25 protein-coding genes and 1 pseudogene are annotated in these 21,948 nt (G+C 69.6%); 15 read left to right on the top strand and 11 right to left on the bottom strand.

The genetic code is table 11. The features are described from left to right. Window positions 1-172 precede the first annotated feature (172 nt). Window positions 173-655, top strand: a complete 483-nt coding sequence (locus tag ACWA14_RS00955; RefSeq protein ID WP_463795573.1) for a very short patch repair endonuclease — start codon at window positions 173-175, stop codon at window positions 653-655. A gap of 356 nt (window positions 656-1,011) precedes the next feature. Here the strand turns inward: ACWA14_RS00955 and ACWA14_RS00950 are convergent, their stop codons facing one another. Continuing rightward, the gene (locus ACWA14_RS00950) at window positions 1,012-1,626 is read right to left on the bottom strand and encodes a MerR family transcriptional regulator (protein ID WP_463795572.1); all 615 of its coding nucleotides are present in this window, start codon (window positions 1,624-1,626) and stop codon (window positions 1,012-1,014) included. A 70-nt stretch (window positions 1,627-1,696) separates the two neighbouring features. On the opposite strand from ACWA14_RS00950, the gene ACWA14_RS00945 reads away from it, so the two are divergent. The 3 genes from ACWA14_RS00945 (at window position 1,697) to ACWA14_RS00935 (ending at window position 3,686) form a co-directional block, all read left to right on the top strand. Beyond that, complete coding sequence (locus ACWA14_RS00945) at window positions 1,697-2,191, top strand: DUF4188 domain-containing protein (protein ID WP_463795571.1); 495 nt, start codon at window positions 1,697-1,699, stop codon at window positions 2,189-2,191. Window positions 2,192-2,310: 119 nt separating this feature from the next. Then, complete coding sequence (locus tag ACWA14_RS00940; protein ID WP_463795570.1) at window positions 2,311-2,934, top strand: hypothetical protein; 624 nt, start codon at window positions 2,311-2,313, stop codon at window positions 2,932-2,934. A gap of 2 nt (window positions 2,935-2,936) precedes the next feature. Continuing rightward, entirely contained in the window at window positions 2,937-3,686 is a 750-nt protein-coding gene (locus ACWA14_RS00935) for a hypothetical protein (protein ID WP_463795569.1), read from the top strand. 80 nt (window positions 3,687-3,766) lie between these two features. On the opposite strand, the gene ACWA14_RS00930 is transcribed toward ACWA14_RS00935, so the two are convergent. Then, window positions 3,767-4,300: a 2'-5' RNA ligase family protein gene (locus ACWA14_RS00930; RefSeq protein ID WP_463795568.1), complete on the bottom strand. Its 534-nt coding sequence runs from the start codon at window positions 4,298-4,300 to the stop codon at window positions 3,767-3,769. Between the two features lie 60 nt (window positions 4,301-4,360). Continuing rightward, entirely contained in the window at window positions 4,361-4,933 is a 573-nt protein-coding gene (locus ACWA14_RS00925; protein WP_463795567.1) for a TetR/AcrR family transcriptional regulator, read from the bottom strand. Window positions 4,934-5,008: 75 nt separating this feature from the next. Between ACWA14_RS00925 and ACWA14_RS00920 the strand changes: the two genes are divergently transcribed. After that, window positions 5,009-6,010, top strand: a complete 1,002-nt coding sequence (locus tag ACWA14_RS00920) for an SDR family NAD(P)-dependent oxidoreductase (protein WP_463795566.1) — start codon at window positions 5,009-5,011, stop codon at window positions 6,008-6,010. Between the two features lie 88 nt (window positions 6,011-6,098). Here ACWA14_RS00920 and ACWA14_RS00915 read toward each other — a convergent pair whose 3' ends face one another. The 4 genes from ACWA14_RS00915 to ACWA14_RS00900 all read right to left on the bottom strand — a co-directional run bounded on the left by ACWA14_RS00915 (window position 6,099) and on the right by ACWA14_RS00900 (window position 9,370). Next, a complete protein-coding gene (locus ACWA14_RS00915) occupies window positions 6,099-6,854 on the bottom strand; it encodes a 3-keto-5-aminohexanoate cleavage protein (protein ID WP_463795565.1) in 756 nt (251 codons plus the stop codon). A 1-nt stretch (window position 6,855) separates the two neighbouring features. After that, window positions 6,856-7,083 carry a hypothetical protein gene (locus ACWA14_RS00910; RefSeq protein WP_463795564.1) on the bottom strand — a complete coding sequence of 76 codons (228 nt, stop codon included), beginning with the start codon at window positions 7,081-7,083 and terminating at the stop codon, window positions 6,856-6,858. A 69-nt stretch (window positions 7,084-7,152) separates the two neighbouring features. Beyond that, a complete protein-coding gene (gene gnd, locus ACWA14_RS00905) occupies window positions 7,153-8,217 on the bottom strand; it encodes a phosphogluconate dehydrogenase (NAD(+)-dependent, decarboxylating) (RefSeq protein ID WP_463795563.1) in 1,065 nt (354 codons plus the stop codon). A 94-nt stretch (window positions 8,218-8,311) separates the two neighbouring features. Further along, entirely contained in the window at window positions 8,312-9,370 is a 1,059-nt protein-coding gene (locus tag ACWA14_RS00900) for a MalY/PatB family protein (RefSeq protein WP_463795562.1), read from the bottom strand. 412 nt (window positions 9,371-9,782) lie between these two features. Between ACWA14_RS00900 and purL the strand changes: the two genes are divergently transcribed. From purL to ACWA14_RS00875, 5 genes are all read left to right on the top strand, one after another. Further along, complete coding sequence (purL, locus tag ACWA14_RS00895; protein ID WP_463795561.1) at window positions 9,783-12,158, top strand: phosphoribosylformylglycinamidine synthase subunit PurL; 2,376 nt, start codon at window positions 9,783-9,785, stop codon at window positions 12,156-12,158. Continuing rightward, complete coding sequence (locus ACWA14_RS00890; RefSeq protein ID WP_463795560.1) at window positions 12,155-12,340, top strand: hypothetical protein; 186 nt, start codon at window positions 12,155-12,157, stop codon at window positions 12,338-12,340. Before purL ends, ACWA14_RS00890 begins: the two co-directional genes overlap by 4 nt. A gap of 719 nt (window positions 12,341-13,059) precedes the next feature. Further along, window positions 13,060-13,782 (top strand): DUF2786 domain-containing protein, encoded by a 723-nt coding sequence (locus ACWA14_RS00885; protein WP_463795559.1) that lies wholly within the window; start codon window positions 13,060-13,062, stop codon window positions 13,780-13,782. Window positions 13,783-13,815: 33 nt separating this feature from the next. Next, a complete protein-coding gene (locus ACWA14_RS00880) occupies window positions 13,816-14,166 on the top strand; it encodes a TraR/DksA family transcriptional regulator (protein ID WP_463795558.1) in 351 nt (116 codons plus the stop codon). Between the two features lie 30 nt (window positions 14,167-14,196). Then, a complete protein-coding gene (locus tag ACWA14_RS00875; protein WP_463795557.1) occupies window positions 14,197-14,634 on the top strand; it encodes a VOC family protein in 438 nt (145 codons plus the stop codon). A gap of 28 nt (window positions 14,635-14,662) precedes the next feature. Here the strand turns inward: ACWA14_RS00875 and ACWA14_RS00870 are convergent, their stop codons facing one another. Further along, window positions 14,663-15,154, bottom strand: a complete 492-nt coding sequence (locus ACWA14_RS00870) for a hypothetical protein (RefSeq protein ID WP_463795556.1) — start codon at window positions 15,152-15,154, stop codon at window positions 14,663-14,665. A 99-nt stretch (window positions 15,155-15,253) separates the two neighbouring features. On the opposite strand from ACWA14_RS00870, the gene ACWA14_RS00865 reads away from it, so the two are divergent. The 4 genes and pseudogenes from ACWA14_RS00865 (at window position 15,254) to ACWA14_RS00850 (ending at window position 19,053) form a co-directional block, all read left to right on the top strand. Next, on the top strand, window positions 15,254-16,084 hold the full coding sequence (locus ACWA14_RS00865; protein ID WP_463795555.1) for a hypothetical protein: 831 nt from the start codon (window positions 15,254-15,256) through the stop codon (window positions 16,082-16,084). Between the two features lie 46 nt (window positions 16,085-16,130). Beyond that, window positions 16,131-16,970 carry an SDR family NAD(P)-dependent oxidoreductase gene (locus tag ACWA14_RS00860; protein ID WP_463795554.1) on the top strand — a complete coding sequence of 280 codons (840 nt, stop codon included), beginning with the start codon at window positions 16,131-16,133 and terminating at the stop codon, window positions 16,968-16,970. 405 nt (window positions 16,971-17,375) lie between these two features. Continuing rightward, window positions 17,376-18,382: pseudogene (locus ACWA14_RS00855) on the top strand (magnesium and cobalt transport protein CorA). Next, the gene (locus ACWA14_RS00850; RefSeq protein ID WP_463795553.1) at window positions 18,379-19,053 is read left to right on the top strand and encodes a HEAT repeat domain-containing protein; all 675 of its coding nucleotides are present in this window, start codon (window positions 18,379-18,381) and stop codon (window positions 19,051-19,053) included. Before ACWA14_RS00855 ends, ACWA14_RS00850 begins: the two are co-directional and overlap by 4 nt. Before the next feature lie 51 nt (window positions 19,054-19,104). On the opposite strand, the gene ACWA14_RS00845 is transcribed toward ACWA14_RS00850, so the two are convergent. Together ACWA14_RS00845 and ACWA14_RS00840 are read right to left on the bottom strand one after the other, a co-directional pair. Further along, window positions 19,105-19,581 carry a cytochrome C5 gene (locus ACWA14_RS00845; RefSeq protein WP_463795552.1) on the bottom strand — a complete coding sequence of 159 codons (477 nt, stop codon included), beginning with the start codon at window positions 19,579-19,581 and terminating at the stop codon, window positions 19,105-19,107. A 61-nt stretch (window positions 19,582-19,642) separates the two neighbouring features. Beyond that, a complete protein-coding gene (locus ACWA14_RS00840) occupies window positions 19,643-20,284 on the bottom strand; it encodes a hypothetical protein (protein ID WP_463795551.1) in 642 nt (213 codons plus the stop codon). A 92-nt stretch (window positions 20,285-20,376) separates the two neighbouring features. Here ACWA14_RS00840 and ACWA14_RS00835 point away from each other — a divergent pair, with 92 nt between their 5' ends. Next, complete coding sequence (locus ACWA14_RS00835) at window positions 20,377-20,769, top strand: VOC family protein (protein WP_463795550.1); 393 nt, start codon at window positions 20,377-20,379, stop codon at window positions 20,767-20,769. A gap of 25 nt (window positions 20,770-20,794) precedes the next feature. Here ACWA14_RS00835 and ACWA14_RS00830 read toward each other — a convergent pair whose 3' ends face one another. After that, the gene (locus tag ACWA14_RS00830) at window positions 20,795-21,946 is read right to left on the bottom strand and encodes an ROK family transcriptional regulator (RefSeq protein WP_463795549.1); all 1,152 of its coding nucleotides are present in this window, start codon (window positions 21,944-21,946) and stop codon (window positions 20,795-20,797) included. Window positions 21,947-21,948: the final 2 nt, after the last annotated feature.

Here is a 21,948-nt window from a genome sequence, read left to right as displayed (position 1 = left end):
GCGTGGCCATCAGCCATCCCCTCCTGAAAGCGTCGCCACTCTGCTCTCGTTGGCCATGCCGTATTGCTCGGCTCCGCGCGGGCGAATCGGGTTCGGGGTACGGCGAGAAGGGGCGGCCGCAGATAACCCGATCGTCGACTCGAACTAAGCTGACCGTCCTACACCCGATGACATGCACGAACGCACACGCTCCTGGGCCTCAACACCGGGTGTTGCACGGTCGATGCGTTCGAACAAAGGTCGAGGCACTGGACCGGAAAGAGCGATCCGCTCGCTGCTCCACAAAGCCGGCTTTCGGTACCGCGTCCATCACGCACCCGACTCGCAGAATAGACGTCGCCGCGCCGATATCCTTTTCACTCGAATCAAACTAACTGTCTTTATTGACGGCTGCTTCTGGCATGGATGCCCTGAGCACGCGACGATACCGGTCCGAAATCGCGAATACTGGGAGCCCAAGCTATTGCGGAACCGGCAACGGGATGTCGAGACGACCACAGCGTTGGAGGCACGATGGTGGTCGGTGATCAGGATCTGGGAACACATCCCTGCGGCCGATGCGTTCAACCTCATCGCAAACGAAGTCGAGCGCCTACGCTCGCATCGAGAAGGCCAGCAGTTTGGCGAAGACCGCCAGCGCGGGCCGAATCGGTAGTTAGTTTCTGCGACGCTCGAGCTCTTCGTCGCACCTGAGGAAAGCCCGAGCGCTGACGAGCGTCGGAGACGGTTTCTCTAGAACAGCGAGGCGAGGTCCGCGCGCCGTTCGCGACACTCGGGATTGCTGTTGCGCAAGAACAGCTCGATTCGTCGAAATACTGATCGGAGTCCGGCCTCGGTTCGTGGCCGATCTCGATTACAAGAACACTGGGGTGCTCATCTCGACTGCGCAAGCGTGTTGAGTACAAGTTGAGGACCTGTTCCGGAAACCCTTGGACTGACCGCCAGGACGACTCTTATATCGACAATCTCCACGAGTCGAGCAGCGAGCGCCGAGATCCGAGGCCGAGCAGCTCATTGATACCGCTCGCCGAACCTGTCCCCCGAACTCACCTGCTGCGCCACCCGCCGCAACGCCAACAACAACGGCTCCACCAACACTGACCCCAGCACCACGTACCGCACCGCCGCCTCCGCGGACTCCGTCGGCACCCCGGCGATCTCGGCATCCGCGATCCTCCGCATGCTCGCGAGGTACTCCGTCATCGCGGCATCCGGCACGACGAATCCCGCACTCTCCAGCCCCTGCAGTGCCCGCGCGACCGCGTTGAGCACGGCCTCGTCGCACATCCCCGGCTTCCACCCGAGCCCTTCGACGAGGCGCTCGGCCTCCGTCAGATCCAGCGCCTCATCCACCGGCGGAGTGATCGCCGCATGCGCAGTCCCCAACAGGTCGTGCGCGTTCTCGGGCGGATCATCCAGCGCCGCCAGCACCCGCCGCGTCTCGGCGATGCTCACCCCCGCATCGAGCAGCGCCCGGATCACCCGCAGCCGCTCCACGTGCCGCTCGCCGTACGCGGCCTGGGTCGGCGCACTGCGCTCACCCTCAGGCAGCAGTCCCTCGCGCAGGTAGTACTTGATCGTCGGCACGGTCACACCCGTCTGGGCTGACAGTTCGGAAATTCTCATGACCACCTCTTGACTTCGATAGTAGTGCTATCCATTATGGATAGTGCAGCTATCCAATCGAGGAGACACCATGTCGAAGGTCATCGCAGGACGCATGACGCACCGCCACGAGGGCGAGCTCGTCGTCTTCCACATCGGGATGCAGATCAACCGCTGGTGGCGCCCCGACCTGTGGATGCCGGTGTTCGCCGCCATGCCCCGGATGCTGCGCGAGCTCTCCATCGACCCCGACTCGGGCTTCCTCGGCTATGAGTTGCTGCTCGGCGCCGGCGGCCCCTATGTGGTGCAGTACTGGTCATCGACCGACAAGCTCTACGCCTATGCGTCCGCCCCCACCCAGGAGCACCGCCCCGCCTGGACCCGCTTCAACACGCGGGCGCGCAAGGCCCCGGGAGCGGTCGGCATCTGGCACGAGACCTTCCTCGTCGACCGCGCCGAGAGCATCTACGTCTCGACCAAGCCGATGGGGCTTCCGAAGGCGACGGAGATGGTCGCGGTAGGGAAGCGGCACGACCGGGCGCAGGCCCGGTTCGCGGACGGGCGGACCACGCCTCTCGCATCCTGAGCCGGCAGAGCGCCGGCACGCCGAGCGGCCCCCTTGTGTTCAAGTATATTGCTTTCGTCCTCATATGTAGGCTTCTATGGCTCATAAGAAGCCACCACATACGGAGACTGGGGACGCAGATGAAGACACGCACACAGGCCACGGCGCTGATCGCCGCCGTCGCGATCGGGATGCTGACACTGACGGGCGCCTCGTCGGCCTCCGCCGCGACGGGGACGATCGTCGACACGCGAGCGGTGTCGTCGGGCATCAGCTCCGCGACGCTCGGGACCATCGGTGAGGACGACACCGACGACGCCACGACGCCGGCGCAGGGGATCACACCGACCTGCGTCGTGTGCGGCGCACCCGTGATGAAGGCCGTGAAGGTGAGCGGCCCGACCCTCCAGCAGAAGAAGTTCGTCCGCTACCTCACCGGCGCCTGGGCCCGCTCGACCGGCTACTCCTGGAACTCATCGACCACGGTCGGGGCCACGATCACGTCCGGCATGGGAGTCACCGCGTCCGGCGCCTCGAGCAACATCGGCGTCAGCGCGAGCGTCACCAAGACCTACTCGATCACGGTCAACATCGCCGCGAGCAGCAGCAAGTACTCGAAGCTCGGCCTCGCCTCCGACTACAACCGCTACTACGTGAAGTCGGCATACCATCAGAACGGAAAGCCCGTCTCCGGAGCCACCTGGAAGTACGGCTACCTCTCCTCTCCGACGAAGAACCAGTACCTCGTCGTCTACTACCAGTGACAATGACGCCCACACCTCGCACGACGACGGCCGCGATCGCACTCGGTGCGATCGCGGTCGCCGCCGTGTCCTGCTCCTCCGAGCCGGTCGAGCCCCCGGCATTCGCCCTCACCTCGGCGAACGTCGTCGTGCCCGCCGGCGACACGTATCCGGTCAACCTCATCTTCGTCGCGAGCGACGGCGACCCGATCTGGACCGACCTCTCCGGCATCGCGCTGCCCGGTGATGCTTCCGTCGGCCCGGGTGAGTTCGACGTCATCCGCGGCGACGGGTCCGGCGGCTACCACCTGGGCAACATCACCCTCGAGCTCAGCGCCGACGAGGGCCTCACGTTCGACTCCGTCGGACTCATCTACGCCGACGCCACGGAGCCCGTGTCCGTCGACGTCGGCTCCTGGACCCTCGCCGAAGCCGCACCCGATGACTTCGCCACCGCCGACACGAAGGCCGAAGTCGCCGCGATGGCCGGCTGCACCAGCGCCGACCTGCCCGTCCCCGACACCGTGACTGCCGTCACCGAATTCCGCACGGGCTCGCCCGACGTGGAGGTCGACGACGCCACGCTCGACCAGGAATCGCCGTCCCTCCGCATCACGCTGACGTGCACCGACACCGCCGACTTCCACGTGATCAGCCCGGCGCTGGACTACACCGACGCCGACGGAGCCGCGCAGACCGCGCGCCTCGCCCCCATCGCCATCGGCTTCCAAGACATCGACGACGCCGATCTCGCCCGGATCCGGTCGCGCTGACCGCGCGGGCAGGTCAGGCGGGGCCCGTCTCAGCGGTGTCGGCCCGGGTCATGACGCCCCGCGCCGGTTCATCCGGGCGGTCAGGCGAAGGTGGCGAGGTCGGTGACGGTCGCGGTCACCGGGTTCCAGAGTCGCAGGCCCGTGGCACGTCCCTGGATCTCGCCACCCACGTGATCGAGAGCGCCCGCGAGGTCGACGGTGCGCAGCCGGCGACCGAGGGTGACGTGCGGCGTCCACGCGCCCGGCGCCGTGTGCGGGGCGTCGTCTCCGCCGCCGGCCAGAGCGTGGACTGCTGCGTGGATGTCGAGGAGCTCGACGGTCGGCACGATGCCACGCGCCAGCACGCGACGCTCGCCCGCACCGAACAGCACAGGGGCGCCGAGCGTGACCGCGAACGACGAACACTCGGCGAGGGTCCGCGCGTCGAACGCGGCCAGATCGCTTCGGGCGAGGAGGGTCACGTGGGGCCGGTTGCTCGCCGAGGTGTGCGGCGCGAGGCTCGACATCCCGTGTGCGGCGAGCACTTCCCACTCCGCTCGGACAGCCGCCTCCGTCGCCGGATCGAGCAGCAACTCGATCGACATGACGGGGCGCTTCAGCTCGGGATCTCGCACGTACCGATTATCGCGCTCGTCACGAGCGTCGGGACTTGGTCCGATCGCGACCCCTCACGGCTAGCCCGCAGAGATCCCCCGCAGCAGCACCGCGACCGTGGCATCCACGCGCTCCTCATCCAGCGGACGACCGAGCAGCGCGGCGTAGCTCGCCATCGCGATGAACTGGTCCGCGATCGCGGCGGCATCCGCATCCGCCCTCACGTCGCCGGCCGACACCGCCGAGGCCACGCGAGCCGCGACCCACTCGCGGATCGGCGCCGCGAGCCTCTCGTTCAACGCCAGCCCGAGCGCGGGATCGGATGCCGTGATCACGATCAGCGCCCGCGCGATCGCCACGCCCTCGGGGTCGCCGAGCGACGCGCTCATCGCCGCGAACCAGGCCCGGAGGTCGGCATCGAGGTCGTCGGTCATCGGCACCGCGACATCCGCCCCCGGCACCGACCCCTCAAGCAGCGCCTCGCCGAGGATCGCGGCCTTCGACGGCCACCACCGGTAGATCGTCTGCTTCGAGACGCCCGCGGCATCCGCGAGGCCCTCGATCGTCACAGCCTCGTATCCGCCCGCCGACAGGGCCGCGCGCATCGCGTCCAGCACGGACCGGCGGGCTTTCTCACTGCGAGGACGGGGCACCATCCGAGCGTACTCAGGCGTATGCTGAAAAATAAGTAGACGCACCGTTGCGTAACCCGAACAAGGAGAACGAGCATGGCCCTCACCGCACACTCCACCATCGGCGACTGGCTGAACGACGAGGTCGGCGGGCCGCTGATCCGCAGCCTCTTCGAGAAGACGGGCGCCGACCCCTCACTCCTCACCCCCGTGCTCGGACTCCCGCTGCAGCAGCTCGTGCCGATGAGCCAGGGCGCCATGCCGCAGTCGGTCGTCGACGACCTCGTGCGCGCGGCCAACGGTGGCGAGATCCCGACCGACGATGACTCCGCCGGCTGGACAGAGAAGCCCACCGCCGGACGTTTCGCCGGCAAGACGGTGATCGTCACCGGCGCGGCCTCCGGCATCGGCAAGGCGACCGCCTCGCGCATCGCCCGGGAAGGCGGGCGCGTGATCGCCAGCGACATCGCCGCCGAGAAGCTCGACGCCCTGAAGGCCGAGCTCGCGGATGCCGACATCACCGTCGTCGCCGGAGACCTCACCCAGCAGGAGCCGATCGACGCCGTCCTCGCCGCGGCCGGTGACCGCATCGACGGCCTCGCGAACATCGCCGGCATCAACGACGACTTCTCCCCCGCGGGCGAGACGACGGATGCCGTGTGGGACCGCGTCATCGCGATCAACCTCACCGCGCCGTTCAAGCTCATGCGCGCCGTGCTGCCCCTCATGGAGGCAGCCGGACGCGGCGCGATCCTCAACGTCTCGAGCGAGGCAGGCCTGCGCGGAAACGCCTCGGGCAACGCCTACACCGCGAGCAAGCACGGCATCATCGGCGTCACGAAATCCGCGGCGTTCATGTACGGACCGAAGGGCATCCGCGTGAACTCGGTCGCACCGGGCGGCGTCGCCACCGGCATCCCGATGCCCCCGCACATGTCGGAGTACGGATCGGGCCGGTTGGCACCGTTCCAGCAGGCGATCCCGACCGTCGCGACCGCGGAACACCTGGCCGCGTCGATCACGTTCCTGCTGTCGGACGACGCCGTGAACATCAACGGGGCCGTGCTGGCGTCGGACGGCGGGTGGTCGGTGCAGTAGCGGGTCGGAAACGCATCGCATTCAGCCCCGGGCGGTGCGGTTTCGAGCTCGCATCGGGCATCGGGCCCCGGACCCCGGCGCCCCGCCCTCAGGCCCGCATCCGCGCGAGGGCGGCGCGGACGAGGGCGGCGTTTCCGATGGCGGTCCGTCCGTCGGGCAGGGTGAGACAGTCCTCCAAACCGATGCGGGTGTCGAGGTGCCACGCGACCGCCAGATCGACGGCCGGCCAGGCCGACCGGTCCTCGCCGTGCAGCAGGATCGGCACCCCCGGCTTCACGCGGGTGACATGCGCGATGAGCCCCTGTGCGTGCGCGCGCACCTCGCCGGCGGCATCGTCGGGGAGCTCGATCAGCACGCGCCGGTAGGCACCGGGGGCGGTCGAGCGGCGCCAGGCGTCGAGCCCCGCGCCGTCCCAGATGCCCGCCTCGACGGCGACCCCGCGGGCGTGCAGGGCGGTGGCGACGGCATCCGCTCCCGCCTCGTGCCAGTTCACCGACGCGAAGTCGGGCAGCTCCGTCCACGCCTCGATCGCGGCGACCCGGCGTTCGACGTCGAGCTCGGCCCACTCACCGGTCGTCACGCCCAGCGGCACATCCGGACACACGGCCCGTACGGCGCGCACCCATCGCGCGACATCGTCCGGCGCGACGCTGTCGAGGCCCTCCGCGTCCTTCGGGTGCAGATGGACCTCCTGCGCCCCGGCGTCCACGGCCCGCGCCGCATCGACGGCGACGACCGACGGATCGGCACTCAACCACGGATGCTGCGCCACCGGGCGCGCGCCGTTGACGCAGACCTGCAGCAGCATCCGGCGCGGGGTGGAACCGCCGAACGGCGTGGGCATGTCAGCCGATGAGGTCGCGCGGGTGGCGGTCGTACCCGCTGTCGTCCTGCGAGGGGCCCTCGTCGCTGCGCACCGTGTGGGCGACCTGGCGGGTCACCGCGGCGCTGCGGCCGACCTTGACCGCCTCGTCCTCGGTGACGAAGCCGGAGCCGAGAGTGCGCGCTTCCCCTTCGATGCGGTTGAACCAGATGCCGTCTCGTCGATAGGTCTCGATGTCGCCTGCAGCCATGCGGGGGTCCTTTCTCTCACCTTCCTTTTTACGTCTCCGCGCGGAGGAAATCGAACCCTTGACAGGACCTCAGCTGGCGGTGCCCGACTCCGACCGCCGACTCCCGGCCTCCAGCACGTCTCCGGCGGGAAGCTCCTGGTGCCCGCCGAACTGCAGCCGCATGGCCGAGAGCACCTGGTTGGCGAAGTGGTCCTCGCCGCGTGAGGCGAACCGCTCGAACAGGGATGCCGCGAGCACGGGCACCGGCACCCCCACATCGACGGCCGCCTTGACGGTCCAGCGCCCCTCGCCGGAGTCGGACACCCGCCCCGCCAGCCCGTCGAGCGTCGGATTCTCGGTCAGCGCCGCGGCGGTGAGGTCGAGCAGCCACGACGACACGACCGACCCGCGCCGCCAGAGCTCGGAGACCTTGGCGGTGTCGATCGGGAACTGGTAGAACTCGGGCTCCTCGAGCGGCGCGATCTCGGCGGAGTGCTGGGCCTCACGGATGCCGGCATCCGCGTTCTGCAGCAGGTTGAGCCCCTCGGCGAGCGCGGCCATGATGCCGTACTCGATGCCGTTGTGCACCATCTTGACGAAGTGTCCGGCGCCGGAGGGACCGCAGTGCAGATACCCCTGCTCCTCGGGGGCGAAGTCTCCCGTGCGTCCCGGCGTGCGCTCGATCTCGCCCGGCCCCGGTGCGACCGTGCGCAGGATCGGCTCGAGGCGCTGCACCGCGGCATCCGGCCCGCCGACCATGAGGCAGTAGCCGCGATCGAGGCCGAAGACGCCGCCGCTCGTGCCGACGTCGATGTAGTCGATGCCCTTCTCGCGGAACGCCGCCGCGCGCCGCACGTCGTCGCGGTAGTTCGAGTTGCCGCCGTCGATCAGGGTGTCGCCCGGTTCCAGCACGGCGGCGACGTCGTCGGCCACGCGTCCGGTCAGCGAGGCGGGCACCATCATCCAGACCGCACGCGGGGCCTCGAGCTTCGCGGCCAGATCGGCCATGCTGTCGGCGCCGACGGCCCCTTCGGCGACGAGCGCCGCCACCGCATCCGGGTTCACGTCGTACACGACGCATTCGTGTCCGTCACGCATCAACCGGCGAACGATGTTCGCGCCCATCCGTCCGAGTCCGACCATCGCCAGTTGCATCGCGTTCCCTCCGGTTGCCTTCACGATCGGCCGCGGCCGACGGTGCGACCTGCGCACCTCGAGGGCGATGTTACGCCTGTCGCTGCGGCGGACGTCAGCGTGCCCGCACCGCGTTCCCCATCGCCGCGAGCGCCTCGGCGAGGATCGGACGCGGCGTCGCGAACACGATCCGCACGAACTGCTCGGAGCCGTGCCCGAGCAGACGTCCGTCGGTGAGCACGACGCCGGCCCGGTCGCGGAAGAAGTCGGCCGGGGAGCCGGGGAGCTCGAGCGCGCGGGTGTCGATCCACCCGATGTACGTGGCGTCCGGCGCGCGGAAGACGGCACCGGGCAGGTGCTCGGCGACCAGCTCTCCGAGCACCTGGCGGGAACCGTCGAGGTAGTCGATCACGCCGTCGAGCCAGGGCCGGCCCTCCCGGTAGGCGGCGGTCGAGGCGACCACGCCCAGAGTGGAGGCGCCGTGGTGCACCGAGAAGCCGAAGCGCCGGTAGCGCTGCTGGTCGACGTCGTTGGACGTGATCAGTTGCGCCGCCTTGAGCCCCGGGATGTTCCACGCCTTCGACGCGCTCGTGCCCGTGACGGTGTGGGAGGCCGCGGCATCCGACACCGAGGCGTAGGGGACGAACGGGCGACCCTCGTAGCGCAGCGGAGCGTGGATCTCGTCGGCGAAGACCCGACCTCCGTGACGCTCGACGATCTCGGCGATCGCCTCGAGTTCCGCGCGGTCGGCGACGGTGCCGGTCGGGTTGTGCGGATTGCACAGGACGAGCGTTCGTGCGCCCGCGGCGAAGGCCTCGTCGATGCGCTGCAGGTCGTGCCGCCAGCGCCCGTCGACCTCGACCCCCGGCACCTCGATGACCGGATGCCCGACCGCGGGAAGGTATGTCAGAAAGGGCATATAGGCCGGCGTGGGCACGATGACGGCGGATCCCTCGGGCGAGTACTCCCGCACCGCGACTCCGAGCGCGGCCATCACGTCCGACACGTGGTGCACCCGCTCGGGGTCCACCGCCCACCCGTACTCGGCCTGCATCCAGTCGGCGGTGGCGGCACCGAGCTCGGCCGCGACCGGGGGCGAGAGGTAGCCGAGGTTCTCCTCCGTGATCGCCCGCTGCAGGGCCGCGGCGATCTCGGGGGCGACGCCGAAGTCCATCTCGGCGACCCACGCGCCGATGCTCCCGGGGTGCAGGCTCCATTTGCGACTGTGCGGCCGGTCGAGCTGAAGGCGGGAGCGGGCGTCTAGCGGATGCGAAGGCGGACAGTCCTCGTTCATCTGCCCCAAGATACGGACCATCCCCCTCCGACGCCTCGTGCGTTTCCGCGGATGACGCCCGTCGCCGGAGCCGCGGGCTCGGACGGGCGGCGTACACAATTCAGGAAGAATCCGCTCGGCGCGAGGGCAGCCTCCCGGATTCAGGCGGGAAGCTGGTTCATGACGCGGCGTTCTGACTGAATCGTGCACGCGGCCGGACCGGCATCCGATGCCGCCTACCCCCGCATGCGGCCTGCCCACCCCCGGCCGGTAGACTGGAGCCGCCCCGCCGGCCCCTTCCTTTGGAGTGCGCGTGACCACCGCCCCTGCACCTTCTTCTCAGCACGTTCCCGATTCCGTCGAGAACGCGACCGCGACGCCCGAGAAGGAGCAGCCGTACGGCGCCCTCGGCCTCAAGGACGACGAGTACGCGAAGATCCGCGAGATCCTCGGCCGCCGCCCCACGTCGGGCGAGCTGGCGATGTACTCCGTCATGTGGTCGGAGCACTGCTCCTACAAGTCGTCGAAGAACTACCTGCGCCGCTTCGGCCAGAAGGTCTCCGACGAGATGAAGGAACGCCTCATGGTCGGCATGGGCCAGAACGCGGGCGTCGTCGACGTCGGCGAGGGCTGGGCCGTCACGTTCAAGGCCGAGTCGCACAACCACCCCTCCTTCATCGAGCCTTTCCAGGGAGCGGCGACCGGGGTCGGCGGCATCGTCCGCGACATCATCTCGATGGGCGCTCGCCCGGTCGCGGTCATGGACGCGCTGCGCTTCGGTGCGATCGACCACCCTGACACCGCCCGCGTCGTGCACGGCGTGACCAGCGGCATCAGCTTCTACGGCAACTGCCTCGGCCTGCCGAATATCGGCGGAGAGACGGTGTTCGATTCCGTCTACCAGGCCAACCCGCTCGTGAACGCCCTCGCGGTGGGCGTGCTGCGCCACGAAGACCTCAAGCTCGCCAACGCGACCGGCGTCGGCAACAAGGTCGTGCTCTTCGGCGCCCGCACGGGCGGCGACGGCATCGGCGGCGCCAGCATCCTGGCATCCGACTCCTTCGACTCCACGGGTCCGACCAAGCGCCCCGCGGTGCAGGTCGGCGACCCCTTCGCCGAGAAGGTGCTCATCGAGTGCTGCCTCGAGCTGTACCGGGGCGAGCTCGTCGAGGCGATCCAGGACCTCGGGGCTGCCGGCATCTCCTGCGCGACCAGCGAGCTCGCGGCCAACGGCAACAGCGGCATGAAGGTGTCGCTCGACAACGTGCTGCTGCGCGACCCCACGCTGACCGCCGAAGAGATCCTCATGTCGGAGTCGCAGGAGCGCATGATGGCGATCGTCGCTCCCGAGAAGCTCGACGCGTTCATGGCGGTCGTGGACAAGTGGGAGGTCGAGACGTCCGTGCTGGGTGAGGTCACCGGCGACGGACGCCTCATCATCGACTGGCAGGGCGAGCGCATCGTCGACGTCGATCCCTCGACCGTCGCTGTCGACGGCCCCGTCTACGACCGTCCGGTCGCGTACCCGGCGTGGATCGACGCCCTGCAGGCGGATGCCGCCGAGAACCTTCCCCGCTCGTCGGAGCCCGACGTGCTGCGCGAGCAGTTCCTGGCGCTCGTGGCGTCGCCGAACCTCGCCGACACGAGCTGGATCACCAACCAGTACGACTACTACGTGCTCGGCAACACGGCGCTCGCCTTCCCCGACGACGCCGGCATGATCCGGGTCGACGAGGAGTCCGGGCTCGGCTTCGCGATCTCGACCGACGCCAACGGCCGCTACAGCCAGCTCGACCCGTACGCGGGTGCGCAGCTCGCACTGGCCGAGGCGTACCGCAACGTCGCCGTCACGGGTGCCGTGCCCACCGCGATCACGGACTGCCTGAACTTCGGCTCTCCCGAGAACCCCGAGGTCATGTGGCAGTTCGGGCAGACCGTCGACGGTCTCGCCGACGGATGCTACGAACTGGGCACCCCGGTCACGGGCGGCAACGTCTCGTTCTACAACCAGACCGGTGACGTGCCGATCCACCCGACCCCGCTCGTCGGCGTGCTCGGCATCATCGACGACGTCTCGCGCCGCATCCCCTCGGGGTGGCAGGACATCGGCCAGAACATCTACCTGCTCGGCACCACCGCGACCGAGCTCTCCGGCTCGGCGTGGGCCGACGTCGTGCACGACCACCTCGGCGGACTCCCCCCGAAGGTCGACCTCGCCGGGGAGAAGCGTCTCGCGGGTCTGCTCGCGGCGGCCCGCGACGAGTGGCTGATCTCCTCGGCTCACGACCTCTCCGAGGGTGGGCTCGCCCAGGCTCTCGCCGAGGGCGTCATGCGCTTCGGCGTCGGCGCCCGCGTGTGGCTGAACGAGATCATCGAGCGCGATGGGGTGGATGCCGCATCCGCGCTGTTCTCGGAGTCGAGCGGTCGCGTGATCGTGACCGTGCCCCGCGAGGACGACGTGAAGTTCCAGGGCCTGTGCGAAGGTCGCGGCTACCCGGTGGCGCGCATCGGCGTGACCGACAGCGAGCCGCAGCTCGAGGTGCAGGGCGTGTTCACGGTGTCGGCCGACGAGCTGCGCGAGCGCTCGCGGGCGACGCTGCCGTCGTACTTCGGCCCGACGGTGTCGGAGCCGGTCGCGGGCGCCGGTGCTTCCGGTGCTGGTGCCGGTGCTTCCGGGAGTGACGCATGAGCGACCTCGACCGTCGCGGGGCCGGGGAGCCGGAGCGCTCGAGCCGGCCTGAGCTGAGCGAGGACTACGGCGATCTCGGCGAGCGCCGCAACCGGCGCATCCGCGTCGTGGCGTGGACCGTCATCGTCGCGCTGATCCTCGGTGGCGGCGGGGCCACGCTGATCGCGCTCCTGCCCATCTGACGCACTGGGGCACTGTGCGGCGCGCGTCTCAGGCGGGGATCTCCCGTCTCGGGCGGGGATCTCGGCGATCGGCGGAGGTTTCGAGCCTGAAGCTCCGCCCGAGGGATGTTCCTCCTCCCGAAGGGCACATGCGACGCCCCGGGGCTCCGACGGATGTCTGGCCCAAGGCGAGGGTGCGGCACCAGGTTGCGGAGGAGAACCCGCCGTCCGGCGGAGGTTTCGAGCCCGCGCCTCCGCCCGAAGCGGATTCCTCCTCCCGAAGGCAGGTTCCCGGAGCGAGCCGCTGAGCCCTGGCCCCGAAACCCGAAGCCGAAGACCCTGAAGCCGGAGCCCTACCCCCGAAGGCCCCGAATCCCGACGCCCGCAGGCCCCGAGCGCCCCGAGCGCCTCGACGTCCGCACGCCACGGCGCAGACCCGGCCGCCGAGCGGGCGCGACACGACGACGACTCTCACCCCAGCAGGAGACGTCGTGATGCTGCAGACACTCAACGACCGGGGTGGGATGCAGCGGTCCTCCCCAGCACCGCTGCTCTCGAATCTACGGCGGTGCCTCGATGCCGGCCAGGGGGAGAAGTGCCCATCGGGCGGGCGTGCACGAGCCCAGTGACTTGCCCTCCCCACGTCGACGGTCCGCACAGATCATCCCCCGTTCACGAGATCGACAGGCCGAATGGGGGTGCCCCCGGCGCACCATGGAGCGAACACGAAAGGGGCTCCCATGAGTGAAGCGAAGCTGGATCTGATCGCCAAGCTGCTGGCGAAAGCCGAGCGCACGACGCCCGCGGAGGCGGAGGCCCTCACCGAGCACGCCGAGCGGCTGATGGTGAAGTACGGCATCGAGCAGGCGCGAATCGACGAGCGTCGCGGGCAAGCGGGGAGAACGTCGGAGGAGATCGTCACGGAGCGGATGATCTTCACCGGGGTCTATGCGCGGGACATGCGCGAGCTCGGCGCCGGTGTGGCGGTCGCACTCGGCACGGTGCGTCCGCTCTACGGCGAGCACCCCGACGGCGTGATGCTGTATCTGGTGGGCTACGCCTCCGACGCACGGCAGGCCCACACCCTCACTGCCAGCCTGCAGGTGCAGGCCATGGTGGCGATGCGAGCGTGGTGGTCCGCGCACCGCGAGGCGTATGCGGAGTGCTCCGAGGGCGACCGGCGCCGCGCGCGCAGCGGGTTCGTGCGCGGCTTCGGGGTGGGCGCGTCGACCCGCATCCGGGAGAGTCGACGAGCGATCATCGAGGATGCCGGCAGCGGCACGGAGCTCGTGCTGGCCTCCCGCCGTGATCGCGTGGATGCCGCGGTCGACGAGATGCGCACACGGAAGTCCAGACCTCGTCAGGGCGCCGAGGCGGGGGCGTTCGTCACCGGCCATCGTCGGGGCCGCGACGCTCACACGGGCGAGAGAGCGGCGACCGGGGGACGGGGGCTTCCTCGATGAGGCCCTGTCGGCGGCCCCGCTTAGGGTGGGCGCATGAGCACTGACCCGCGCGTGCGGCTCGAGGAGCTGCGTGCGCACGCCGAGGCCCGGGTGGCGAGCAGTTCCGCCGTGCTCGCCGAACTCATGCACGACCGCGAAGGCTCGAACGATGACGACGAACACGACCCCGAGGGCGTCACCCTGTCCTCGGAGTGGTCTCGGCTCACGGGGCTCGCGGAGGCCGCGGCCTCCGAGCTCCGGCAGGTCGATCACGCCCTCACCCGGATCGAGGCGGGCACCTACGGCATCTGCGCGCACTGCGGCAACTCGATCCCTGCCGCACGGCTCGAGGTGCGTCCGTTCGCGGAGTACTGCGTGCGCTGCGCCGAGAAACTCGGGCACTGAGACCCGGGTGAGGCGAGTAGCATCCGGCTCATGCCCCTCACACTCGAGAACGTCGGGATCGCCGTGCGCGACCTCGAAGCGACCATCTCCTTTTTCACCGATCTCGGCCTCACCGTGCTCGGGCGCGATGAGGTGAGCGGGGAGTGGGCATCGACCGCGGTCGGATTGGACGGAAACCACGCCAGGATCGCCGTGCTGCAGACGCCCGACGGACACGGCCGGATCGAGCTGTTCGAGTACATCCACCCCACGGCGATCGAGACCGAACCCACAGTGCCGAACGAGATCGGGATGCACCGGATCGCGTTCTCCGTGGACGACATCGACGAATCCCTGGCGATCGCCGCGCGGCACGGCTGCCACCCGCTGAGAGGAGTGGCGAACTACCAGGACATCTACAAGCTCACCTATCTCCGGGGTCCCAGCGGGATCATCGTGATGCTCGCGCAAGACCTCACGAAGAGTTGAGACGCCCCCAGCGACGCTCCGCAGCCGGTCAGCCGATCGCGCGCACCAGGGAGGACACGTCGTGGGCGGCCACGTTGACGCGCAGTCGCGTGCCGGTCGACGCGGTCACGATCAGCGTGCGTCGGCCTCGTCCCGTCGTGCGGTGCGCGACGATGTCGCGGTAGCGGATCACCCGCTCCACGCCGAAGACCGTGCGGAAGGCGATCGCGTCGGCGCCAGGCGCGAGGTACCAGTTGCGGTACGCCAGCAGCAGGAGCAACCCCGCGGCGACCAGGACCACCGAGGCGATGCGGAACGGCACCGGGTCGCGCATGTTCCCGCTGCCGAAGCCGAGCAGCGACGCGAGGAGGCCGAGCACGAGCAGCGCGCCCGCCGTGATCGCGACCCACCGCGGGAGGCGAAGGCGCTCCGTCCGGGTGTTCGGCGGAGGTGATCGCGAGAACAGCGAGCGCACCAGCACCACGACCACGATCAGCGCGATCGCGAAGAGGACGATCTTCAGCACGAACGCGGGGATCATCCTCCGACGGTACCAAGCGGACGACCCACCCGCGGCCAGGCAGACGACGCGACGGATCGCGGTGGAGTGCGAACCCGCGCAAAGTAGGCTGAACACATCATGGAACCGTTGTTCGACTGGCTCGGGAACTACTGGTGGCTTGTCTTCCCCCTCATGGGCATGGCCGGTGGCGCCGCGAAGGCGTGGGAGCGCAGCGCGCGACGCCGGCACGAGCGCCGACTCGAGACGCTGCGCATGAAGGCCCAGTTGAAGACCGCCGAGATCGAGGCCAGGGCACTGAAGCGTCAGGGTACGCGGCGGGGGGCGTCGTTCGTCGACACCACGGCATCCGTCCCCTCGAACGATCTGCTCGGGCGCCTGTTCACCGAGCACGACGAGATCACCGCGCGGTGGCTCGATTACGAACTCGACGTCGCCAAGCTGATCGCCTTCCCTGCGATGAGCGACGGACGTCAGCCGCTCACGGCGGCGTTCCTGCGGGCGAAGAAGACCGCTGATGCGCTGCGCCCCTCGTCCGCCGACTCCCGCGTGAGCGAGCAACAGGTCGGCGAATACCTGCAGGCCGTCGGCGACTACGCGGTCGCCTTCGAGATCGCCGAGAAGGATGCCCGGCGCCTACGCGACTCGACCTTCACCGAGCCGGAGCGCAAGCGCCTCGACCGCGCGCAGCAGTTGCTGAAGGTCGCCATCGACGAATCCGCGACGCAGGCCGAGCGCAACATCGCGTACAAGCGCGTGCGGGAAGAACTCGACGGCCTCATCCTGCTCTCCGACGATGCCGTCACGGTGCTCGAGAAGCAGGTCGCCCGCGAGATCTCCGCCCCCGAACCGGAACGCATCCCCGCCGCCGAGCCGGAACGCATCCCGGTCGTCGACCCCCTGCGTCCTCCGCCCGCCGACCCGCTGCGTCGGCCGGGCGAGAGCGCATGACGCCCGAGAACACCGCCCGCCCCCACCAGAGAGCTTGAGGTCATCCGTGCCCCCGAAGACGATCGTCATCACCGGAGCATCCGACGGGATCGGGGCGGCCGCGGCCCGGCAGCTCGCCGCATCCGGCGATCGGCTGATCCTCGTCGGCCGCTCCCCCGAGAAGACGAAGGCCGTCGCCGACGAGACCGGCGCGGAGCACTTCACCGCCGACTTCGCCCGCCTCGACGACGTGCGCGAACTCGCCGCGAAGCTCACCGAGGCAGTCGGCGACGGCGGCATCGACGTGCTGGCGAACAACGCCGGCGGGATCTTCGGCGATCAGACGCCGACCGTCGACGGCTTCGAGAAGACCATCCAGGTCAATCACCTCGCGCCGTTCCTGCTGACGAACCTGCTGCTGCCGACCCTGCTGGCCTCGGATGCCGCGGTCATCAACACCTCGAGCGTCGGCCACCGCCTCTTCGGCCACATCGACGTCGACGACCTCGACAACCGCAAGAAGTACAGTGCGAACAAGGCCTACGGCGACGCGAAGCTCGCGAACGTGCTGTTCACGAAGAGTCTGCACACGAAGTTCCATCCCGACGGGCTGAGCGCCGTCGCGTTCCACCCCGGCACCGTGCGGACGAACTTCGCGGCGGATTCGTCGACGATCATGCGATTGGTCTACCGCACGCCGCTGAAGCACCTCCTCCTCACCAGTACCGAGGAGGGCGGCGCGATCCTGCGCTGGTTCATCGAGGGCACGCCCGACGAGACCTGGTTCTCCGGCGCGTACTACGACGAGCGCACGCTCAGCAGCAAGGTGAACCCGCAGGCCGAGGACGCCGCCCTCGCTGAAGCGCTCTGGCGCAGGAGCGCCGAGCTGGTGGGCCTCGACGCCTGATCCGCGCCGCCACGCCCCCCGGCACGCGCGCTGCGGGGTCAGATCCGCACGCTGACTGCGCTGCGGGGTCACATCCGCACGTCGGACGCGCCTATGAGGTGCGCCATCGACCCCGCACGCGAGGTCGCACCCGAGTCCACGGCGCGACCTCCCAGCGCGGAGGCGTATCATGGGCGGTCGGGCCTCCCGGCCCCCGAGGAGCGCGAAAGGCGGTGATGGCGATGTCCGGTGATAGTTACGACGTCGCCTCGGCTGCGTCGCGACTCCGTGCACTCTCGCGTTGAGCTTGTCCTCCGCGTCCGCACGTCGTTCTCTGCAGCCGTCGGTGGCGTCGTCCGCCCCCTGACGAACCCCGTGCATCCGACCTGACTCCGGTCGTGTGCACCAGCGAGAACGGAGCCACTCATGGCCCTCATCGACAACGGCGTCTACGTCCACGGACGCCGCGTGGAGACCCTACCCTGCAGAACCTCGACGAGACCTCACGTGCCCTCGGCGCGCTGGGTGGCATCGCGTGGATCGGCCTGTACCGCCCGAGCCCGCAGGAGGTCGCCTCGGTCGCGCACGAGTTCGACCTGCATCCGCTCGCCGTCGAGGATGCCCTCTCGGGTCACCAGCGCTCCAAGGTCGAGCGCTACGGCGACACGCTGTTCGCCGTGCTGCGGCCGGCGCGGTACCGGGACGAGCAGGAGTCGATCGAGTTCGGCGAGCTGCACCTCTTCGTGGGCCCTGACTTCGTGATCACGATCCGGCACGCCGAGTCGCCGAATCTCGCCTCCGTGCGCCGGCGCATGGAGGCGAACCCGGAGCTGCTCGCGATGGGGCCGGAGGCCGTGCTCTACGCGATCCTCGACGAGGTGGTCGACGGCTACGAGCCGATCGTGGCCGGACTGCTGAACGACATCGACGAGATCGAGGACCAGCTCTTCGGCGACAGCGACGACGATGCCCTCTCCCGGCGCATCTACGAGCTCTCGCGCGAGGTCATCAACTTCCAGCGCGCGGTGCACCCGCTCACCGGGATGCTGGAGTGGCTGCGTCGCGGGTCGCTCAAGTACCGCATCGACGAGGAGCTGCAGCGCTCTCTGCGCGACGTGCTCGACCACACCATCCGCGTGAACGAGCGCGTCGACTCGTTCCGCGCGATCCTCGAGAACGCGCTCACCGTGCACTCCGCCCTGGTCGCCCGACGGCAGACCGAGGCGGGGCTGGCGCAGAACGACGAGATCAAGAAGATCTCCTCGTGGGCGGCGATCATATTCGCACCGACCCTGGTCGGCACGGTCTACGGCATGAACTTCGACGTGATGCCCGAGCTGCACTGGGCCTTCGGCTACCCGATGGCGATCGGCGCGATGGTGACGTTCGCGGTCGCGCTCTTCGGGGTGTTCCGGTACAAGGAGTGGCTATGACCGACAGGGAAGCCGAATCCGACGCCGCGCGACTGTTCAAGGTCGCCCTGCAGTCGCCGTCCGCATCCACGCGCCTCCAGGCCGCCCTCACCGCCGGCACCCACCCGCGCTCCGAGTATGTCCCGGTGCTGATCGCGCAGTGCCGCATCGAGCCGGACTTCTCCGTCCGCGACACGCTCACGTGGGCACTCACCCGCCATGACCCCGACATCACGGTGGATCTGTTGCTGCCGGAGCTCGGCTCGACCACGGCGCAGGCCCGCAGTCAGGCGCTGCACTCGCTGTCGAAGATCGGCGATGCGCGCGCCTGGCCGGCGATCACGACCTCCCTGCTGACCGACGACGACACCGAGGTCGCGCGCGTCGCGTGGCGCACGGCCGCCGGCCTCGCCCCCGACGAGGAGAAGAGTCGACTCGCCGAGATCCTCGCCACGCAGTTCGCCCGCGGCGACCGCGCCCTGCAGGCCGGCCTCAGCCGCGCATTCGTGATGCTCGGCGCGCCCGCTGCCCCCGCCGCGGAGAGGGCATCGACCTATCCCGATCCGCAGGTGCGGATCCATGCGGTCGCGACCACGCATCTGCTGGAGAATCCCGACGACGACTTCGACGCCGCTGTCGTCGAGGCCCGACGCATCGTCGCTCTGCGCGCTGCGCCGCGACCCGAGGAATGACGACGCGGATGGCACGCGTGACCGTGCGACCGGACGGGGACCTCGGGCGGATCACTGCGGAACGGAGGAGTCCCGGTCTCTGACCTCGATGTTGGCGATCTCGAGCTCGTCGTCCAGCTGCACGAGGATGCGCGAGTCGGGGAACTGCTTCGGTGCGTCGAACGCGAGGAGGACGGCATCCGCGAACACGACGACCGAGGTCGCCTCGAGGTCGTCCCGCAGGTCGATCTGCTCGATCACGGGCTCGTCGTCGACCGCGTCGTCGATGTCGTCGGCGACCTCGTCGATCACCGCCCGCCAGCGGGACTCGGAGACCGAGAGGATGCGTGCGATGGCCTCGATCAGCGCCTCGACGTCGAGCGTGTCGTCGTCGTCCTCCAGCTCGGGGTCGACGTTGACGGTCACCACCGTTCCGGCGGCGTCGATGCCGGCGCGCCCGTAGACGAGGCCGTTCTCGACGACCGGTTCATCGAGGAGTCCGCTGTCGACGATACGGGCGAAGAGGGTGTCGAGAAGCGCGGAAGTCATGACACCAGTCTTTCGCATCCGGCGGGGGCGCGGGGTGCACACCCGCGGGAGCCGCGGCGGATCAGACGAACGCGGCCAGGGCCCGCCGGTACCGTGCGCTGTCGGCCCGGGCCTCGTCGGTGACGAGCAGGGCGTTGTCCCCGACTCTGCGATGGTGGTCGCCTCGACAGGGAATCGTCACGACCTTGGTCAGACCGGCACGCCAGGCGGGGATGAGCGCCTCGAGGTCGCGGCGCTCCGGGCTGTTCTCGAGCACCTCACGCCGCGTGGCGATGTGCGCATCGACCCCGTCCTGCTCCCAGACCAGGTACGACGGGTCGGCGAAGACGCCCCGCCCGAACTCGTCCTCCCACGTCGGCCCCACCATGTCGTCCAGCATCGACTGTCGCTCCGGAGAGCCGTCGGGGGTCTGGAGGAGCTGCTCGAACAGTCGCGGATCAGGCTCCTTCCCGGCATGGGCCACGACCGCGCCCCACACCCGCGCCCACGCACCCTCCCACTGCGCGCGAACGGCGTCATCGACGGGATTGCCTGCCGGCGCGGGCGTCTCCCGCAGCAACGGAGGCAGGTCGTCACCGGCTGGGCGGAGGTCGTGCGCCTCGCGCAGCCAGAGCAGTTCGAGGAGGAAGGTCGGCCGATCGTCGACGGTCAGCGTCATGTCGTGCGGCCAGGGATTGCCCGGCATCGGTCGTTCAGATCGCATCCGCCCAGTCCAGCCGAGATCCGCTCCCCCGTAAAGACCCTGTCGCGGATCAGCATCTGGACACGTCGCCCGGGCGGGCGCATGCTGATCCCATGACCGCATTCCAGACCACACACGCGTTCAGCGGATTCAGCGTCGACTCGATCGACGCCGCCCGCTCCTTCTACGGCGACACCCTCGGGATGGACGTCGCCGACAATGCCATGGGCTTCCTCCAGATCACCCTGTCCGACGGCGGGACGATCTTCATCTATCCCAAGCCCGACCACACGCCCGCCAGCTTCACCATCCTGAACTTCCCGGTCGACGACGTCGAGGCCGCGGTCGACGAGCTCAATGCCCGCGGCGTGGTGACGAAGATCTACACCGACCCCGACCACGGCACCGATGCCAAGGGCATCTCGCACGGCACGCCCGGTGAAGGACCCGACATCGCCTGGTTCCGGGATCCCGCCGGGAACGTGCTCGCGGTGCTCGCCGGCTGACGGTCGGCCGGAAGCCGCGCGCGGATCACCCGTGCGCGGCGATACCGCCCGCGATCACCTCGATCACGCACGCGGCGGCGCCGCGCGCCCAGTCGTCGAACACGTGCGGCCGCAGCACGATCGTGCAGTCGCCGGCCGCACCGAAAGCGTGCTCGGCGAAGGTCTCCCGCAACCGCTCCTCGTAGAGTCCGTATTCGGTGACGTTCTCTCCGGCGATGACGACCAGCTCGGGACCGGTGAGGTTGACGAGAGCGGCGAGCGCGGCGCCGATCACGCCGCCCGCCTGCTCGAACGCGGCCCGTGCGAAGGGGTCGTCGGCGTGCGCGAGCGTGAATGCGTCCTCGATCGTGAGCGAGGCGTCGGCGTGGCCCGCTCGCACGTCGGTCAGGATGGCCGCGGTCGACGCGACGGCCTCGACGCATCCGCGTCGCCCGCAGCTGCACAGCGCATCCCTCGGCGCGAGCGGCAGATGGCCGATCTCTCCCGAGACGCCGTGCGCCCCCTGCACGATCCTGCCGTTGAGGTAGAGCCCGCAGCCGATGCCGGTGCCGATGGTGATCACCGCGAAGGAGTCGGCGTCGCGCCCCGATCCGAACAGCACCTCCGTGGTGGTGAGCGCCCGCACGTCGTTCTCGAGGATCGTCGGGATGCCGAGGGACTCCTCGAGGATGCTCACGAGCGGCACGCCCCGCCAGCCGAGCAGGGGCGAGTCGCGGACGATGCCGGACTCACGATCCACGTCGCCCGAGACGGCGACGCCGATCCCGTCGACGGTGGCCGTCGACCCCGAGCGGAGCGTGTCGACGACGAGACCGACCGCGTGCACCACGTCGTCGACGGCGGCGGAGGCGTTGAGCTCGTCGGTGCGCGCGAGCACCGTCGCGCCCAGGTCGGTGAGCACGCCGTACGTGCGCTCCGCCGTCACCTTGACGCCGATGATGTGCGCGCGGTCGCGGGCGACCGCGAGCGGACTCACCGGGCGGCCGATGGAGGGCGCGGCACGCTCCTCCGTCTCGACGACGAACCCCGCGCCGAGGAGCGGGGTGACCGCCTTCGTCACCGCCGCCTGCGACAGGCCGGTGGCACGCGAGATGTCCACGCGACCCAGCGGCCCATGCGTCAGGATGCGACGGAAGACCGCCACCGAGGCGGGCGAGGTGACCGGTATGCGATTCACGG

Source organism: Microbacterium sp. TW_SC_2, from assembly GCF_055361165.1.
This window is presented reverse-complemented; position numbering and strand designations above follow the sequence as displayed.

Bases quoted from the DNA above. Each gene is read 5' to 3' on its own strand.
- ACWA14_RS00910 (WP_463795564.1), bottom strand. From the start codon at position 7,083: ATGGCTGCAGGCGACATCGAGACCTATCGACGAGACGGCATCTGGTTC.
- ACWA14_RS00835 (WP_463795550.1), top strand. From the start codon at position 20,377: ATGACCGCATTCCAGACCACACACGCGTTCAGCGGATTCAGCGTCGAC.
- ACWA14_RS00840 (WP_463795551.1), bottom strand. From the start codon at position 20,284: ATGCGATCTGAACGACCGATGCCGGGCAATCCCTGGCCGCACGACATG.
- ACWA14_RS00935 (WP_463795569.1), top strand. From the start codon at position 2,937: ATGACGCCCACACCTCGCACGACGACGGCCGCGATCGCACTCGGTGCG.
- ACWA14_RS00845 (WP_463795552.1), bottom strand. From the start codon at position 19,581: ATGACTTCCGCGCTTCTCGACACCCTCTTCGCCCGTATCGTCGACAGC.
- ACWA14_RS00945 (WP_463795571.1), top strand. From the start codon at position 1,697: ATGTCGAAGGTCATCGCAGGACGCATGACGCACCGCCACGAGGGCGAG.
- ACWA14_RS00915 (WP_463795565.1), bottom strand. From the start codon at position 6,854: ATGCCCACGCCGTTCGGCGGTTCCACCCCGCGCCGGATGCTGCTGCAG.
- ACWA14_RS00955 (WP_463795573.1), top strand. From the start codon at position 173: ATGCACGAACGCACACGCTCCTGGGCCTCAACACCGGGTGTTGCACGG.
- ACWA14_RS00900 (WP_463795562.1), bottom strand. From the start codon at position 9,370: ATGGACTTCGGCGTCGCCCCCGAGATCGCCGCGGCCCTGCAGCGGGCG.
- ACWA14_RS00890 (WP_463795560.1), top strand. From the start codon at position 12,155: ATGAGCGACCTCGACCGTCGCGGGGCCGGGGAGCCGGAGCGCTCGAGC.
- gnd (WP_463795563.1), bottom strand. From the start codon at position 8,217: ATGCAACTGGCGATGGTCGGACTCGGACGGATGGGCGCGAACATCGTT.
- ACWA14_RS00920 (WP_463795566.1), top strand. From the start codon at position 5,009: ATGGCCCTCACCGCACACTCCACCATCGGCGACTGGCTGAACGACGAG.
- ACWA14_RS00880 (WP_463795558.1), top strand. From the start codon at position 13,816: ATGAGCACTGACCCGCGCGTGCGGCTCGAGGAGCTGCGTGCGCACGCC.
- ACWA14_RS00850 (WP_463795553.1), top strand. From the start codon at position 18,379: ATGACCGACAGGGAAGCCGAATCCGACGCCGCGCGACTGTTCAAGGTC.
- ACWA14_RS00875 (WP_463795557.1), top strand. From the start codon at position 14,197: ATGCCCCTCACACTCGAGAACGTCGGGATCGCCGTGCGCGACCTCGAA.
- ACWA14_RS00865 (WP_463795555.1), top strand. From the start codon at position 15,254: ATGGAACCGTTGTTCGACTGGCTCGGGAACTACTGGTGGCTTGTCTTC.
- ACWA14_RS00940 (WP_463795570.1), top strand. From the start codon at position 2,311: ATGAAGACACGCACACAGGCCACGGCGCTGATCGCCGCCGTCGCGATC.
- ACWA14_RS00885 (WP_463795559.1), top strand. From the start codon at position 13,060: ATGAGTGAAGCGAAGCTGGATCTGATCGCCAAGCTGCTGGCGAAAGCC.
- ACWA14_RS00950 (WP_463795572.1), bottom strand. From the start codon at position 1,626: ATGAGAATTTCCGAACTGTCAGCCCAGACGGGTGTGACCGTGCCGACG.
- ACWA14_RS00870 (WP_463795556.1), bottom strand. From the start codon at position 15,154: ATGATCCCCGCGTTCGTGCTGAAGATCGTCCTCTTCGCGATCGCGCTG.